The 13,655-nt window shown below is 41.3% G+C and carries 15 protein-coding genes; all 15 read right to left on the bottom strand.

Features of this window, described 5'->3' with window-relative positions:
* Window positions 1–274: 274 nt before the first annotated feature.
* On the bottom strand, window positions 275–1,210 hold the full coding sequence (gene mdh, locus GPDM_RS10250) for a malate dehydrogenase (RefSeq protein ID WP_008431142.1): 936 nt from the start codon (window positions 1,208–1,210) through the stop codon (window positions 275–277).
* 23 nt (window positions 1,211–1,233) lie between these two features.
* On the bottom strand, window positions 1,234–1,584 hold the full coding sequence (locus tag GPDM_RS10245; protein ID WP_008431140.1) for a BMC domain-containing protein: 351 nt from the start codon (window positions 1,582–1,584) through the stop codon (window positions 1,234–1,236).
* Window positions 1,559–1,861: a EutN/CcmL family microcompartment protein gene (locus GPDM_RS10240; RefSeq protein WP_008431138.1), complete on the bottom strand. Its 303-nt coding sequence runs from the start codon at window positions 1,859–1,861 to the stop codon at window positions 1,559–1,561. Before GPDM_RS10240 ends, GPDM_RS10245 begins: the two co-directional genes overlap by 26 nt.
* A 17-nt stretch (window positions 1,862–1,878) precedes the next feature.
* Entirely contained in the window at window positions 1,879–2,742 is an 864-nt protein-coding gene (pduL, locus tag GPDM_RS10235; protein ID WP_008431137.1) for a phosphate propanoyltransferase, read from the bottom strand.
* Between the two features lie 33 nt (window positions 2,743–2,775).
* Window positions 2,776–3,063 carry a BMC domain-containing protein gene (locus GPDM_RS10230; RefSeq protein WP_008431136.1) on the bottom strand — a complete coding sequence of 96 codons (288 nt, stop codon included), beginning with the start codon at window positions 3,061–3,063 and terminating at the stop codon, window positions 2,776–2,778.
* Between the two features lie 22 nt (window positions 3,064–3,085).
* On the bottom strand, window positions 3,086–4,594 hold the full coding sequence (locus GPDM_RS10225) for an aldehyde dehydrogenase family protein (protein WP_008431135.1): 1,509 nt from the start codon (window positions 4,592–4,594) through the stop codon (window positions 3,086–3,088).
* Window positions 4,595–4,610: 16 nt separating this feature from the next.
* Window positions 4,611–5,258, bottom strand: coding sequence for an ethanolamine utilization microcompartment protein EutL (eutL, locus tag GPDM_RS10220; RefSeq protein WP_008431134.1), 648 nt, complete (start codon window positions 5,256–5,258; stop codon window positions 4,611–4,613).
* A 15-nt stretch (window positions 5,259–5,273) separates the two neighbouring features.
* Complete coding sequence (gene eutC, locus GPDM_RS10215; protein ID WP_008431133.1) at window positions 5,274–6,257, bottom strand: ethanolamine ammonia-lyase subunit EutC; 984 nt, start codon at window positions 6,255–6,257, stop codon at window positions 5,274–5,276.
* A 12-nt stretch (window positions 6,258–6,269) separates the two neighbouring features.
* A complete protein-coding gene (locus GPDM_RS10210; RefSeq protein WP_008431131.1) occupies window positions 6,270–7,634 on the bottom strand; it encodes an ethanolamine ammonia-lyase subunit EutB in 1,365 nt (454 codons plus the stop codon).
* Window positions 7,635–7,649: 15 nt separating this feature from the next.
* Window positions 7,650–9,098, bottom strand: a complete 1,449-nt coding sequence (locus GPDM_RS10205; protein WP_008431130.1) for an ethanolamine ammonia-lyase reactivating factor EutA — start codon at window positions 9,096–9,098, stop codon at window positions 7,650–7,652.
* Between the two features lie 122 nt (window positions 9,099–9,220).
* Window positions 9,221–9,730 carry a EutP/PduV family microcompartment system protein gene (locus GPDM_RS10200; RefSeq protein ID WP_008431129.1) on the bottom strand — a complete coding sequence of 170 codons (510 nt, stop codon included), beginning with the start codon at window positions 9,728–9,730 and terminating at the stop codon, window positions 9,221–9,223.
* A 15-nt stretch (window positions 9,731–9,745) separates the two neighbouring features.
* Entirely contained in the window at window positions 9,746–10,087 is a 342-nt protein-coding gene (gene eutS / locus GPDM_RS10195; RefSeq protein WP_008431128.1) for an ethanolamine utilization microcompartment protein EutS, read from the bottom strand.
* Window positions 10,088–10,116: 29 nt separating this feature from the next.
* Window positions 10,117–11,415 (bottom strand): ethanolamine utilization protein EutH, encoded by a 1,299-nt coding sequence (gene eutH / locus GPDM_RS10190; protein WP_008431127.1) that lies wholly within the window; start codon window positions 11,413–11,415, stop codon window positions 10,117–10,119.
* Between the two features lie 135 nt (window positions 11,416–11,550).
* Window positions 11,551–12,120, bottom strand: a complete 570-nt coding sequence (locus GPDM_RS10185) for an ANTAR domain-containing response regulator (RefSeq protein WP_039863288.1) — start codon at window positions 12,118–12,120, stop codon at window positions 11,551–11,553.
* A complete protein-coding gene (locus GPDM_RS10180; RefSeq protein WP_008431125.1) occupies window positions 12,089–13,558 on the bottom strand; it encodes a histidine kinase N-terminal domain-containing protein in 1,470 nt (489 codons plus the stop codon). Before GPDM_RS10180 ends, GPDM_RS10185 begins: the two co-directional genes overlap by 32 nt.
* Window positions 13,559–13,655: the final 97 nt, after the last annotated feature.

Here is a 13,655-nt window from a genome sequence, read left to right as displayed (position 1 = left end):
CCGTAAACGCCTTTTATATATAACGCTCGAATACCCAAAAGATCAAAAAGCCAATTATCACGATAGTCAATAAAAGAAGCGGCAACTTTATTTTTTCCATCCCTCCAAACCCTTTCTGGTATGTATGAACAATTTAAGATGGTTTTATCTATTTATATACACGTTATTTCACATATATAAACGCTAGCAACAAAAAGCGAGTGGAAAATCATATAGATTCTCCACTCGCTTTATTACTTCCCGAAAGTTTCTTACTATGTAGAAGGAAGCACGATTATAGATTTTTAATAACGCTTCGAACAGACGCTGCAGATTTTTCCAGAGCCTCTTTTTCTTCATTGGTTAACGGAATTTCGATAATGCTTTCGATGCCGTTGCCTCCGATAATTGTCGGGACACCTAAGCACAATTCTTGGTAACCGTATTCTCCTTCGAGATAAGCGATGGATGGCAAAATCCGTTTTTTATCGCGGATGATCGATTCGGCCATCTCGACTAAAGACGCTGCAGGCGCATAATATGCGCTGCCATTTCCCAGCAGTCCAACGATTTCGCCGCCGCCTTTTCGCGTTCTTTCGACGATAGCAGCTAAGCGATCGGCAGGAATGATTTTTTCTAACGGAATTCCACCGGCATAGGAATAGCGAATAAGTGGCACCATATCATCGCCGTGACCACCTAATACAAAGCCCGTAATATCTTCGACAGAAATATTTAATTCTTCTGCGACAAAGGTGTTGAATCTTGCGGTATCGAGTACGCCAGACTGACCAATTACTCTGTTTTTAGGGAATCCCGTTGCTTTTAAGCAAACATAAGTCATTGCATCAACAGGATTACTTAAGATTAAAATGGTGCTGTCTGGCGCATAGCGCTTCACATTTTCCGATACGGTTGTCATAATTTTTGCATTGGTATTTACTAAATCATCTCTGCTCATGCCAGGTTTTCTTGGTATACCAGCAGTGATGATAACCAAGTCAGCATCTTGAATGTCTTTGTAATCGGAAGTGCCTGAAATTTTTGAGTTAAATCCTTGGACAGGTCCTGTTTGGAGTAAATCGAGCGCTTTTCCTTTAACCGGATTTTCCTGTTCGGGAATATCCAGTAAGACGATATCCCCCAAAGATTTTTGTGCCATCATTAATGCGGCTGTTGCTCCTGTAAATCCAGCACCGATAATGGCAATTTTATTTCTTCGAAAAGCCATGTCTCATCACCCTTTCACAACCATTAAGAATCAGTTTTCTTTGCTCTTTCTACTTTTGGTGGCGGGACAGGCTTTGTTTGTTGTTCTTGATACTCTTCGTAATCAAGAGGTTTGATCATTTTGTAAACAGATTCATCCGGTCGTGGAATGACATGTGCGCCCAATAGTTCTCCAACACGTTTTGCCGCTTCTCGTCCAGCGTCTACTGCTGCCTGTATAGCCCCTACGTCCCCTTGAACAATAATGGTTACAATCCCACCATCAACAAACTCTTGTTTAATCAGTTTTACATTTGCTGCTTTGATCATAGCGTCTGCTGCTTCAATCGCGCCAACTAGACCTTTTGTTTCAATCATTCCGATCGCTTGACTCATCAGTTTCACCTCTCTTTACTTCAGTTGAATCGATAATTCCAATAATGACCGCATCAATTGGAATGGGGTTGTCTTTATCAATATAACGAGATGATCCGCCACTTGTTACTAAAACGTGATCACCCACACCTGCGCCAAGACGATCAGCAGCTACAAATTCTGTTCGGATGGAGTTGCCTTTCGTATCCACTGGTTGAATCACAAGCAGTCGGAGGCCTTGTAGCCCGTCTTCTTTCCGGGTCGCCCAAACATTTCCAATCACTTTTCCTATACGCATAGCTAAATCACCTTTTTCTATTGTCTGACAGAAATAGACTTGCCAAGTTCTCTCGCAACATCATACGCAAGCGCCGTTACGATGGTCCCTTTTTCGATAATTATTTCAGATTCCTCTATTTCTCTAAGGTCATCCCTCGAGAGGAGTTTTTTTTTAAACAAATACTGTTTGTTGACCAGTATTTCGCGAATTTCTTCTTTTGCATCTACTGGCGAAGTTTCTTCACCAGGTCGGATAATTCGTCCGATTGCACCTTGTCCGATAAAACCAGCGTTGGCTTCATCTGTATCAATGTGCATTTCTAATCGATAACGATCCGACACGCGGATTTTCACTTTTCTAAAGGTAATCGGTCTTGTGCCATCTACTTCAACATTGACGAATTCATTGTCAGAGACGTTCAAACGCGCAGCGTCTTTTGGCTCCATGTGAATATGAGCTTGAGCAATGATTAAGCCTTCTTCTAAATTGAGACTGCCGTTTGGACCAATAATGGTAAATGGTGCCGAGCCCGCAACATCACCAGATTCACGAATAGGTGCTTTGACACCTAATTTAAACGCATCTGTGAAACTAACTTCTGCTTGAGTTAATGCACGAGCCGGACCTAACACACGCACACGCTCGATACTGCCTTTTGGCCCCGCAATGACGACTGTTTCATTGGCAGCAAATTGATTGGGTTGAGACAAATCGACTTTTTTTGTTAATTCGTATCCTTTACCAAATAACACTTCCACATGTTCTTGTGACAAGTGGATATGGCGAGCGGAAACAGCTATTGGAAATGCATTTTTGGGAAGCGTCGAAGCTGAAGCTTCTGGAAGATTTAGCTTTTCTAAAATCTCCCCTACAATTCGATCGATCAATTGCTGATTCACTTTGTAACCCCCTTTCCGTTAACCAACATCTTCTTAGTTTTCTGATTTAGGTAAAATCATTTCTAATTCGTTGTGTGGTCTTGGGATTACGTGAACAGACAATAATTCGCCTACTCGTTGTGCCGCTGCTGCTCCTGCGTCTGTTGCTGCTTTTACTGCGCCTACATCGCCGCGTACTAATACTGTTACAATTCCGCCACCTACGTGAACTTTACCAACAAGGTTTACACTTGCAGCCTTTACCATTGCGTCTGCTGCTTCTACTGCTCCTACTAATCCTTTTGTTTCTACCATTCCTAATGCTGTACCTTCTCTATTCATATCCAATTCCTCCTAGTAGTTTTTATTTTGATAGTTGTTTTAATATTTCACTGACTAAGTCTTTCACCATTTTAGGATCGACTTCATCATTTGAACCCACATTTTGAATGACGCTTGATACGACTTGATCTTCATTTACTTCGGATGTTTGTTCTTGATGCTTTGGAAGCTGCACTTCTTTAATGCCGTAAGCCATTCGTTTAATATTCAGCAAATGCTTAGCAGATAGATTATCTGAAGTAATATTGCCTCCAAAAGTTCCACAGCCTAACGTCATCGAAGGCATTAAACCAGTCGTTCCACCAACTGCGCCAACAGATGACATCGTATTTACTAAAATTCGAGAGACAGGCATTTCAAGTGCAAACTCCCGGGCAATCGCATCGGTTTCCGTATGAATTGATAACGAATGACCTCTGCCCCCGAGATTTAATAAAGACAAACACAATTCTTTTGCATGCGCGACATCTTTTGCGACATACATGGCGAACACCGGTGACAATTTCTCTAATGAGAACGGTACGTTTTTGCCGACTTCTGTTTCGAGTCCGACAATCACGCGCGTTCCTTCCGGTAAACTGATACCTGCTAAATGAGCAATGCGCTGTGGGCTTTTCCCGACAATTTCAGGATTTACTTTCCCTGGAATTGGCGATATTACTTTTTCCATCAATGCTTTTTCTTCATCGTTTAAAATATAAGCATCATTTTTCTTTAGCTCTCTTTTAACAAGTTCGACTACATTTCGGTCGATGACCATTGCTTGTTCGGTTGCACAAATCGTTCCATAATCGAATGATTTGCTGTTGATGATATCTTCAACGGCTTTGCCAATTTTTGCAGAGCGTTCAATGTAGACCGGTACGTTTCCTGGACCTACCCCGTATGCGGGTTTTCCTGAACTGTAAGCCGCTTTGACTAATCCGCCGCCTCCTGTTGCTACGATCAAATCAATGTCTTTGTGTTTCATTAATTGTTGGGTAGCGTCCATCGAAGACATCGTCAAACATTGAATCAGTCCTTCTGGGGCACCTGCCGCTACTGCTGCTTGGTCACACACTTTTAATGCTTCGTGTGTGCATTGAATCGCGTAAGGATGCGGGCTAACAACAATGGCGTTTCGTGTTTTCAACGCGATCAATGTTTTAAAAAATGCAGTAGAAGTTGGGTTTGTCGTTGGTATTATTGCTGCAATCACACCAAAAGGTGCAGCGATTTCAACCACTTTGTTGACCTTGTCTTCTCCAACAACTCCAACGGTTTTCAAGTCTTTTATACTTTCATAAACGGCCTTTGAGCCGACTTCGTTTTTTATCTTTTTATGAGCGGCTACACCCATGCCTGTTTCTTTTACTGCTAACTCGCCCAGTTCCGCTGATTTCTCAAATGCAGCATCTGCAACCGCTTTAACAATGCGATCGACTTGCTCTTGCGTAAAGTCCATGTATGTTAGTTGCGCTTGTTTTGCTTGTTTTACAGCTGAACGCATTTCTTGTAGAGCCAGTAAATCGGCATCTAAAGTCGTGGTCATTGTTATTCCCCCTTTCCTAGTAATCCATTGGTTTGCCAGCTGTTTTGTTTACAGCTTGCCTGAAAGCATCTGCTGCTGCCTGGCATGAAGAATGGCTGCCGCTTAATAATGCGCCCCCGAAGTTTGTTTCAGATGGCGGGCTGAACAATTCACAGATGTTGACATCCGCCGCTTTTAACGCAGCATCTAAACCTACGATTGCTTCTATCGGTGGTGCGATCAAGTATGCTAGTGATGTTCCAGGTGTGACATTTGCGAGTTCCGCTAAATAACTTCCACAACTCGAAATCGTATGTGCATAAAATGCATGATCTGGATTGCCATTTACCGCTTCAAAATAAGCATTATGTTCAACAGTTACTTTGATCGAATCCAAACCGCTTTTGACTTCTTCTGGAGAAGGACCAGCAATAATTCCGATAAATTCTCCAGACAGTGGACCTGAAGCATGAGCTGCTCCTGCGTAAAAACTTTTCGCATAAACCACATCCACATTCGATGCTTTTGTTGCTTCATCAGCAGCTGTGTAGCCAACATCATCAATCGTCGTTGTAAACAAACCTAGACTGCGGTGATGCGGCTGCAAGTTGAATTTTTCAGCAAGCGTTGTGTCCACATTTGGAATCAGCTGCATAGATAAAATTTCTGCATAAATTTTTTTCATTACATCTATACACCTCTATCCTTCTTTTTTCACTAATGAAACGCCACTTGCTTCATACTTCAATATTTTTTGAATAACAGTAGCTAAATATGCGCCTGCTTCTACAGGTGGGATTCCGCCTTTATGGATATTCGAGACAACCATCCGGTCAGCTTCGATTGTTCCAAGATGAGGCTTATAGCAAATGTAGGCGCTTAATGATTCTGCCGAAACTAGGCCTGGTCGTTCTCCAATTAGAATCACGACGATATCCGGTTGAAGAATTTCACCAATTTCATCCATTAAGGCAACTCGTCCATTTTCCACATAAAAAGTTGTCCCAGTCTCAATTCCAGCGTTTTTTAATGATTGCTCAAATGACAAGTAGACATCTTCCATGTTTTCTTCAATTGCTTTGGCACTGAGTCCGTTAGATGCCACAATTTGAACCGTTGCCGAACGTTTGCACTTTTCTTTTATCGTGGCAATCGATTGATCGGATAGCCTTCTGCCAAGGTCGGGTCTGCGAATGTATTCTTCTTTATCCACAACTTTCGAATGAAGTTGGATAAAGCCAAGACGCTCTAACAGTTCAGATGGAACTTCCCCGTAAACGGCATCAACCGCAGCTGCATGATCAAAGCGGAACTTTAACCACGTATCAGTCTTGGCTCTCGTTCCCGCTCTGCCGACAACAATTCGGGCTGGCGTTTGTTTACGAAGGCCTTCTAAAACCTCTTCTTTTTTCGCTCTACTTTTTGTCAGCTCTTCTGTAGCCGTTTTTTTTGTGACGCTCTTTATTTCGGGCTGTTTCTTGTCGGAGACTATTGGAACGAATTTTACGTCCGTGCCTGTGTTTGCCGTTTCTTTTTCTACAACCAAATTGCCTGTTGGGGCATTTTGAAAGAGTTTGACGGGCATTTCATCGTTGTTCTTTATTTGACTCGTGCTAGTTGTTTTAGTTGTTTGCAGTTTTTCAATGACCATCTTTGTAATTTGTTCTACTAGTTGTTCATTCACAGATCCAACCTCCTAACGCATGAATATAGTAGGATCACCAGCACGTTCGCTCAAGCGACCATTTTCGTAAATCCCCATCTTTTCAAGCCATTTCAAGTATTCTTTTGCCGGTGTTTTCTGGAATGTTTGCAACAAAGTTGCGACATCATGGAAACTCATAGACTGGTAATTCAGCATGACATCGTCGCCCATTGGTGCAGCAATGATAAAGTTCACGCCTGCTGCAGATAACAACACGCCCAAGTCTTCGATATCGTTTTGATCTGCTTTAATATGGTTGGTATAACAAATGTCTACACCCATTGGAATGCCATGCATTTTGCCCATAAAATGATCTTCAAGACCTGCGCGAATAACTTGTTTGTTGTTGTACAAATATTCCGGTCCGATAAACCCGACCACTGTATTAACAATAAACGGATCAAAATGTTTGGCGAAACCGTAGTTTCTTGCTTCTAATGTTACTTGGTCAATGCCGTAATGGGATTCTGCAGATAGTTCCGAACCTTGCCCTGTTTCAAAATACATAACTTGTGGTCCTCTGCTCGTGCCTTGTTTTAACGCCAAATCTTTCGCTTCTGCAATCAATTCCGCCGATATGCCGAAAGAGCGATTGGCTTTTTCAGTTCCTGCAATACTTTGGAAAATCATATCTGCAGGAGCGCCTTGTTCAATCGCTTTCATTTGCGTTGTCACGTGAGCTAGTACGCAGTTTTGAGTTGGGATTTCCCATTCGTTAATAAAATCACTCGTTGCATGCAATAGACGTTTCACGCTTTCGACTGAATCATCAACTGGGTTGATGCCAATTACCGCGTCACCAATACCGTATGACAAGCCGTCTTTTAACGACGCCAACATTCCGCTAACACTGTCTGTTGGGTGATTTGGTTGTAAACGAGAAGAAATGGTTCCTTTTTGTCCAATGGTAATATTGCACGTTGTTAAAATTTCCACTTTGCCAGCGGCTTGTACCAAGTCCAAGTTAGACATTAGTTTGGTCACTGCAGCAATGGTCTCGGAATTCATCCCTCGGCTAATGCGCTTTAATTCACGATCGCCTACTCGGTTGCTTAAAATGTATTCCCGCAGTTCGGCGATGCTCCAGTTTTTGATCTCGGCATATATTCGTTCATTGATATCGCCTTCGATAATTCGGGAAACTTCATCTTCTTCGATCGGGATTAATGGATTGTTTCGAATATCACTGACTAACAAATTGCTAATGACGGTTTTAGCAGCGATTCTTTCTTGTACCGTCTCGGCCGCAATCCCTGCTAAACGATCACCGGACTTTTCTTCGTTTGCTTTCGCCATTACTTCTTTTAAATTGCTAAATGTATATGTAATACCACCTAAAGTTGCTTGTAAGTTCAAAGCGCGATACCTCCTTTACGACGAATGGAATGTTAATGTTTTGACCACGACTGGAACAACCCCTGATTCAAGCATTCTTCCAATATCAATATAGTCCCCGTGTTCTACGTTAATTTGATCGATGCAGATGACACTTTGTCTGACGTTCATGGCCATCAATGTTTGCCCGAGCACCCGTGCATGATCTGTTTGCAAAATTAGTACAATCGGCAAGTCTGGGTTTGGGCGGCGTTCCATCATTTGACGAATATCATCCGCTAATTTTTGTACTGCTCGAAAACTCATATGTGGGAGTTCTGAAATGTATAAAGCGAAATTTTGGCCTTCGTGATAAGCATCGAACATGTCGATCGCTTCTGCTATCTTTTTTTCCAAACTGTCTGTTCCTGTTTGGAAATCTTGTTCGAATGAAAAATTGTAAACCGGTACATTTTTCATTGGCAAATCACTTGGTGAAACTTGAATCGTTGCCCCACTAATTTCTGTTGTTTGTGTACCGGCACCCAACACAGTCGCTCTCACTGTTTCAATGGGTTCGATCCACGTAAATTGCTGTAAGTCCTGATTGGTTTGAAGCGCTTTAGCAAGTTGAATGCCGATATCGTTATAGGAAGCTTGCGCGTATTGGTGCGATTCGTGCTGATACATGCATTCTGAAATGCCTCCAGAAAAAGAAATGACGTCAATGTCTTCTTGCCAATTTGGCAAATGACCTAATAACAACGCCGCTTCGTTATTGTCTGCTTTTCTTGTGAGTATTGCGTTTAAGTAGTCGGCCATAAATCCGAGTACAAAGTCGACAGTTGGCGACTGTGCGTCATCACCAATATGCAACTGCCGGTTATGAGCAGCTAGCAGTTTTTGAATGGGTGGCGATATTGAGCTCACTTTACCTCGTTCAAACTCTAAAAGCCTGCCTCCGATATGTAAGGTACACGTTCCGATTAATTCTTTTGCTTTGTACACTGCAATATTGGCAGTGCCTCCACCGATGTCGATGTTAGCGATTACATTATCGTTATCTCCAGAATACTCATAAGCACCTGAGCCTTTCGCTGCAATAATGCCTTCTAAGTCAGGTCCTGCTGTTGCGACTAAAAACTCTCCTGCTTCATCTGATAAATAATCGATCATTTCACGTGCGTTGTCTTTTGTTGCTGTTTCGCCGGTAATAATGACCGCTCCAGTTTCAATTTGAGCAGGAACGATTCCTGCTTTGTCGTACTCAGCCTTTACGATGCTAACGACAGCTGCGACATCAATTGTCACGTGATCTTTTAGTGGCGTGCTAAAGATTGGGCTTTTATACAAAATTTGTTTGTCTACTATTTCAATGCGCGGCACATGTGTGCTCCCAGCAACGTTCGTTAAAGAAAACTCACTAATAACCAATTTGGTTGTGCTCGTGCCAATATCAATTCCTGCGCTGATGATTTTTTCCAGTTTAGGAGAATAACCTGTCACGTGTACACCTCGCTTTTAAACGCATAAAGGCGCCTATACAGACCCGAGAAGATTCTCCGGATCGTATAGGCGCCTTTGCCTGTTTCTATTATTTTAATAATTTGAATATACCAAAGCTTATGTTACTTGTAAAGAACTTTATTGAACAGCAGTTCAGTTGTCCTTTGGTTCTCCACATAGTCTTCGATCGATTCCATTGTGTCGAATTTCACAAGCTCACGTAAATGATCGACACCCTTTTTTTCAAGCGCTGAAGTAATGACAATCGGACCATGTGTAACTACTTGGCGCAACATTTCGAGAGATCGCGGAAGGTTTGCCTCCGCATGATCACTTTTCGTAATAACGCCGATTGGCAATTTTGAAATGCCCGAGCTAAAGCCATGCGGGAAAATCATTTTGCCATTTGTCGCATCTTGCAGATAAAAGACATGTGTTACTTCTAGAGCTGTCGCCATGATGCTTTTATAAAAAAGCGGATTTTCGGTGTACTCTCCAGGAGTATCCACAATCCAGTCGTAATAGGTTAAGGTTTGTGTTTTATACGCTTCTACATCTTTACCCAATAGCGCATTTGTCAAAGTAGACTTGCCGGCTCCGATCGAACCAATAAGCATTGCTCTATTTTTCATAACGCTAACACGTCCTTATGATAGGGTGATTTTTGCTGGCGTATACCCTAATTTTTCTGACAAAAATCGATTAATCTCTTGCATAGCCATGTCCACTTCGGAAACCGTCCCGACAATTACCAAACTCCCCGTAAATCGGTCTAAAAATCCTATCGAAACATTTGCCGCTTTTGTTGCTAAATCAGCTGCAATAATTACCGTTTCACTTGGTGTGCACGTCATGATCCCTAAAGCTCCCGCCATCGGAATCCCCAATTTCACAAACATATCCGGGTCTGGATTAGCGATTAAATGGCTCAATGTCAATTGTTTACCTGGTACAAATTCTTGGATAAATCGTTTTTTCTCTTCACTCATTCCAATTCTCCTCCTTACTTCGTGCAAGATTAAACTTCAGCAGGAGTTTCCTTCTCCACTAATTTCCCGTTGTCTTTGCCAACTACTTTTTCTTCGTCTGTTAAATATTCGCCTGGTCTGATCGTGCCGTCAGCGCGATCTTTTTCTTCTAGTTTTAAAGCAGTAGGAACTGATAACCAGTAAGCAAATCCAATTGCGATGATACCCGCTGCCAATTTACCGATAATGACCGGTAAAATGATGTTCGGCTGGAAGTTTGCTGTGAACGATAAATGATCGCCTAGCATAAACGCCGCACACACTGCGAATGAAATATTAATTACTTTGTCTTTTGGTGGCATTTCTCTGATCAATGCAAACATCGCTAAAATGTTTGCCATTGTTGCTAAAATTCCTGCACTACCAATTGACGATAAACCAATTTTTTGGCCTGCAGCTTCAAGTGGTTTAGATGCGTATTTACGCAACAAGTAAACCATTGGGAACGCTCCTGCTAACATAATTCCGATGTAACCAGCTGTTTCAAGTGCTCGGAATTGATCGGCTTGGTCAGCCATAATTGGATGGAAGCCCCAAGCGCCGAATACCATTGAGAAGAAGCCAGTGAAAATTTCCACGATTGAAAACACAAGAACGATTTTGATCGCTGCATCCATCAAGCGGCCAAAAATCATAAAGCCGCTTACCATTGCACGCGGGAAGAATTTCAATCCTGCTGCGATCAAAATAACAAATATTAAAAGTGGCAATAAATTGATAAAGATTTGCCCATAACTAATCACAAACTCATACGGCGATGCCGCTGTTGTACTAATCACATCGCGAATTTCTGTGTTGAACAATACCACCATGACAGAAGCAAGAAATGCTCCGATAGGAATCGTCAATACACCAGACATGATGCCAAGCGCCATATATTTATGGTCACGTTTATCAAGCAATGCCAAGCCCATTGGAATAGAGAAAACAATTGTAGCTCCAGCCATATAGCCGACGATCATAGCCATAATCCAACCTTCGTTCGTAACTTTCAACGCTTCTGCTAACTGATATCCCCCCATATCCGTTGCAAGAATAGACGTTGCCGCAATGGCTGGGTCTGCACCAATTGCTTGAAATGCTGGACTGATAAACTTGTTGATAAACCAAGTTAAATAAGGAATAGAGGCCATAATACCTGCTGCTGGCACAAAAATATGTCCGATTGTTTGAAGGCCCGTCATAAATTCTCTGCCGATACCTTCGTCTGGGTTTTTAATCGCTGCAAAAGCACCTAACACTGCACAAATCATAATTATATAAACAATTACCGTTCCGATCATTGCCATTTTTTATTTCCCCCTTTGTTAGTATGTAAGATTTCCCCGAAATGCCTTGATCCCCTTATACCCATCACCTCCATTAATGCAATAAAAAAAAGACACTTAAAAAACGTTCTTTTTAAGCGTCTTTGCTCTAGTTATTCACTTTTGGGTAGCAAGAATTTCAGTGGCGACTGACTCCATTGTCATTCGCCGAGACATGCTGATATCTCGTAGCTTTTTAAAAGCTTCTTTTTCCGTTAGTTGTTCTTCTTGCATCAAAATGCCTTTGGATCGTTCGATCAATTTTCTGATCTCCACTTGTTGTTCCGCATTCTTTACGCCTTCTTTTAATTGCTTAGCTTTTCCGGCTTGATGGAGCGCTATTTCAATCGCTGGCAGCAAATTCGTTTCGGATATCGGTTTTACGAGATAGCCCAAAATATTATCTTGCTGCGCTTTTTCGATAAATTCCTTTTGGCTATAAGCCGTCAAGATCAACATCGGAAGATCCAATTGATTGGCTATGATGCGACTGGCTTTTAAACCGTCTAGTTTCGGCATTTTAATGTCCATCAATATTAAGTCCGGCCTCAGTTCATATGCCAACTCAATTGCGCGATCCCCGTCTCCTGCCTCACCTACCACTTCATAACCATTGTCTTCTAACATCATCTTAATATCCATGCGAATAATCGATTCATCTTCCGCTATTAAAATCCTTTTCTTCATCATCAACAATTACCTCCGGACTTATTGGAAACTGAATTGCGGCTAATGTCCCTTTGGTTTTAGGTAAGTATTGAAATTTACCATTCAAATCATGCAGAACTAAATTTTTCACGATTTCTAATCCTAACCCTGATGGCGGTTCGAGCTTGTTCATTCCGACGCCGTTGTCGGAAATGTGAAGCTCTAAAAATTCTTGATCAGCAGAAAAACTGACGACAATCTCACCTTCATCATTTGCAGCAAAAGCATGTTTTACTGAATTTTGAACCAGTTCATTTATTATTAATGAAATTGAAACCGCTTTCTTGGAAGGGAATATTATTTTATTACCATTTGCTACAATCCGCAAGTGAATTTTTTTGTCGTGTTCATTGATAATCATTGTAGAAGCTATTTTTTCTACCAACTTAACAATATCCACATCGTCCTCATCAACGTTTTCATTCGCTAAAATCAGTTCGTAAACCGTTGATATGCTAAAAACACGATTTAATGTGTCTTCAAAGTAAACTTTACTCTCAGGTGGGATGCCTTTTCGCATTTGTAGCCTGATTAAGCTGGCAATGGTTTGAAGATTGTTTTTGACTCGGTGGTGGATTTCTTGGATCACGAGTGACTTCATCATCAACTCTTTTTCTTTCATCCGAAGTTCGGTTAAATCTTGAATGATAAGCAATGTGCCTTTTATCTTGCCTGCTTCTCTTAACCTCACTTTTTTCACAACTAAAGTTTTATTGTCTAACGTTAACTCAAAAACAAAGACATCTTCTTCTTGGTCATAAACCGGCTGAAGAAAAGGTAGCAACTCTAGTAAATTTTTATCTTTAAACTTTTCTTGTTGGCTCATTTCAACTATAAATTGAACGCCTACAGGATTGACATATACTAGACGATTTTCAGCATCTGTTAGCAAGAAAATTTCCATTAGCAAATCTGATACCAATGGCAAGCCTCGATTGTTTTCTCCAAGCACTTCATCAAATGATTTAGAGTTTAACGAAAAACTTCGTGAATCATTGTTCATCGTCAGCAAAGAAGGAATCTCTTTTTCTTGAATGATGACCCCAATTACTTGATCAGCGCCGTTGCTGAGGGGCATAACACTTTGTTCTACAGATCTACCTTCTTGTGTTAAGGCTTTGCGAATGGCTGACTTTTTTCCTTTACGGTAGCTGTAAAAAACACCAGGCTCGAAAGACTCAAATACAATTTTTCCAACCACTGAATTTTCATAAAGCTGACCGTTCGATGATGGAAAAGCTTCTGCTACGACAATGGCATTTTCACTGTCCTTCATTTTACAATCGATAAACATATAAGATTCTGAAAGGTCAGCGTACATTTGCAACGTAGAAGCTGCTCGTTTTAATACATGAATATCTTCTGTTGTTAAGTCAGTATATGAAGCGCATAGGTCTTCTAATTTCGAGACAGGCACTAAGATTTTTCACTCCGTTTAGTTTGAATTATTTGAATTTATTATACATACCACTATCTATTTGGTCAATTTAAATTTTAGGTATAAAGTTTTAATT

Source organism: Planococcus donghaensis MPA1U2 (assembly GCF_000189395.1).
Taxonomy (GTDB): domain Bacteria; phylum Bacillota; class Bacilli; order Bacillales_A; family Planococcaceae; genus Planococcus; species Planococcus donghaensis_B.
This window is presented reverse-complemented; position numbering and strand designations above follow the sequence as displayed.

Excerpts from the sequence above, each read along its gene's own strand:
- mdh (WP_008431142.1), bottom strand. The coding sequence starts at position 1,210 with ATGGCTTTTCGAAGAAATAAAATTGCCATTATCGGTGCTGGATTTACA.
- GPDM_RS10245 (WP_008431140.1), bottom strand. The coding sequence starts at position 1,584 with ATGAGTCAAGCGATCGGAATGATTGAAACAAAAGGTCTAGTTGGCGCG.
- GPDM_RS10240 (WP_008431138.1), bottom strand. The coding sequence starts at position 1,861 with ATGCGTATAGGAAAAGTGATTGGAAATGTTTGGGCGACCCGGAAAGAA.
- GPDM_RS10230 (WP_008431136.1), bottom strand. The coding sequence starts at position 3,063 with ATGAATAGAGAAGGTACAGCATTAGGAATGGTAGAAACAAAAGGATTA.
- GPDM_RS10225 (WP_008431135.1), bottom strand. The coding sequence starts at position 4,594 with ATGACCACGACTTTAGATGCCGATTTACTGGCTCTACAAGAAATGCGT.
- eutL (WP_008431134.1), bottom strand. The coding sequence starts at position 5,258 with ATGAAAAAAATTTATGCAGAAATTTTATCTATGCAGCTGATTCCAAAT.
- GPDM_RS10200 (WP_008431129.1), bottom strand. The coding sequence starts at position 9,730 with ATGAAAAATAGAGCAATGCTTATTGGTTCGATCGGAGCCGGCAAGTCT.
- eutS (WP_008431128.1), bottom strand. The coding sequence starts at position 10,087 with ATGAGTGAAGAGAAAAAACGATTTATCCAAGAATTTGTACCAGGTAAA.
- eutH (WP_008431127.1), bottom strand. The coding sequence starts at position 11,415 with ATGGCAATGATCGGAACGGTAATTGTTTATATAATTATGATTTGTGCA.
- GPDM_RS10185 (WP_039863288.1), bottom strand. The coding sequence starts at position 12,120 with ATGAAGAAAAGGATTTTAATAGCGGAAGATGAATCGATTATTCGCATG.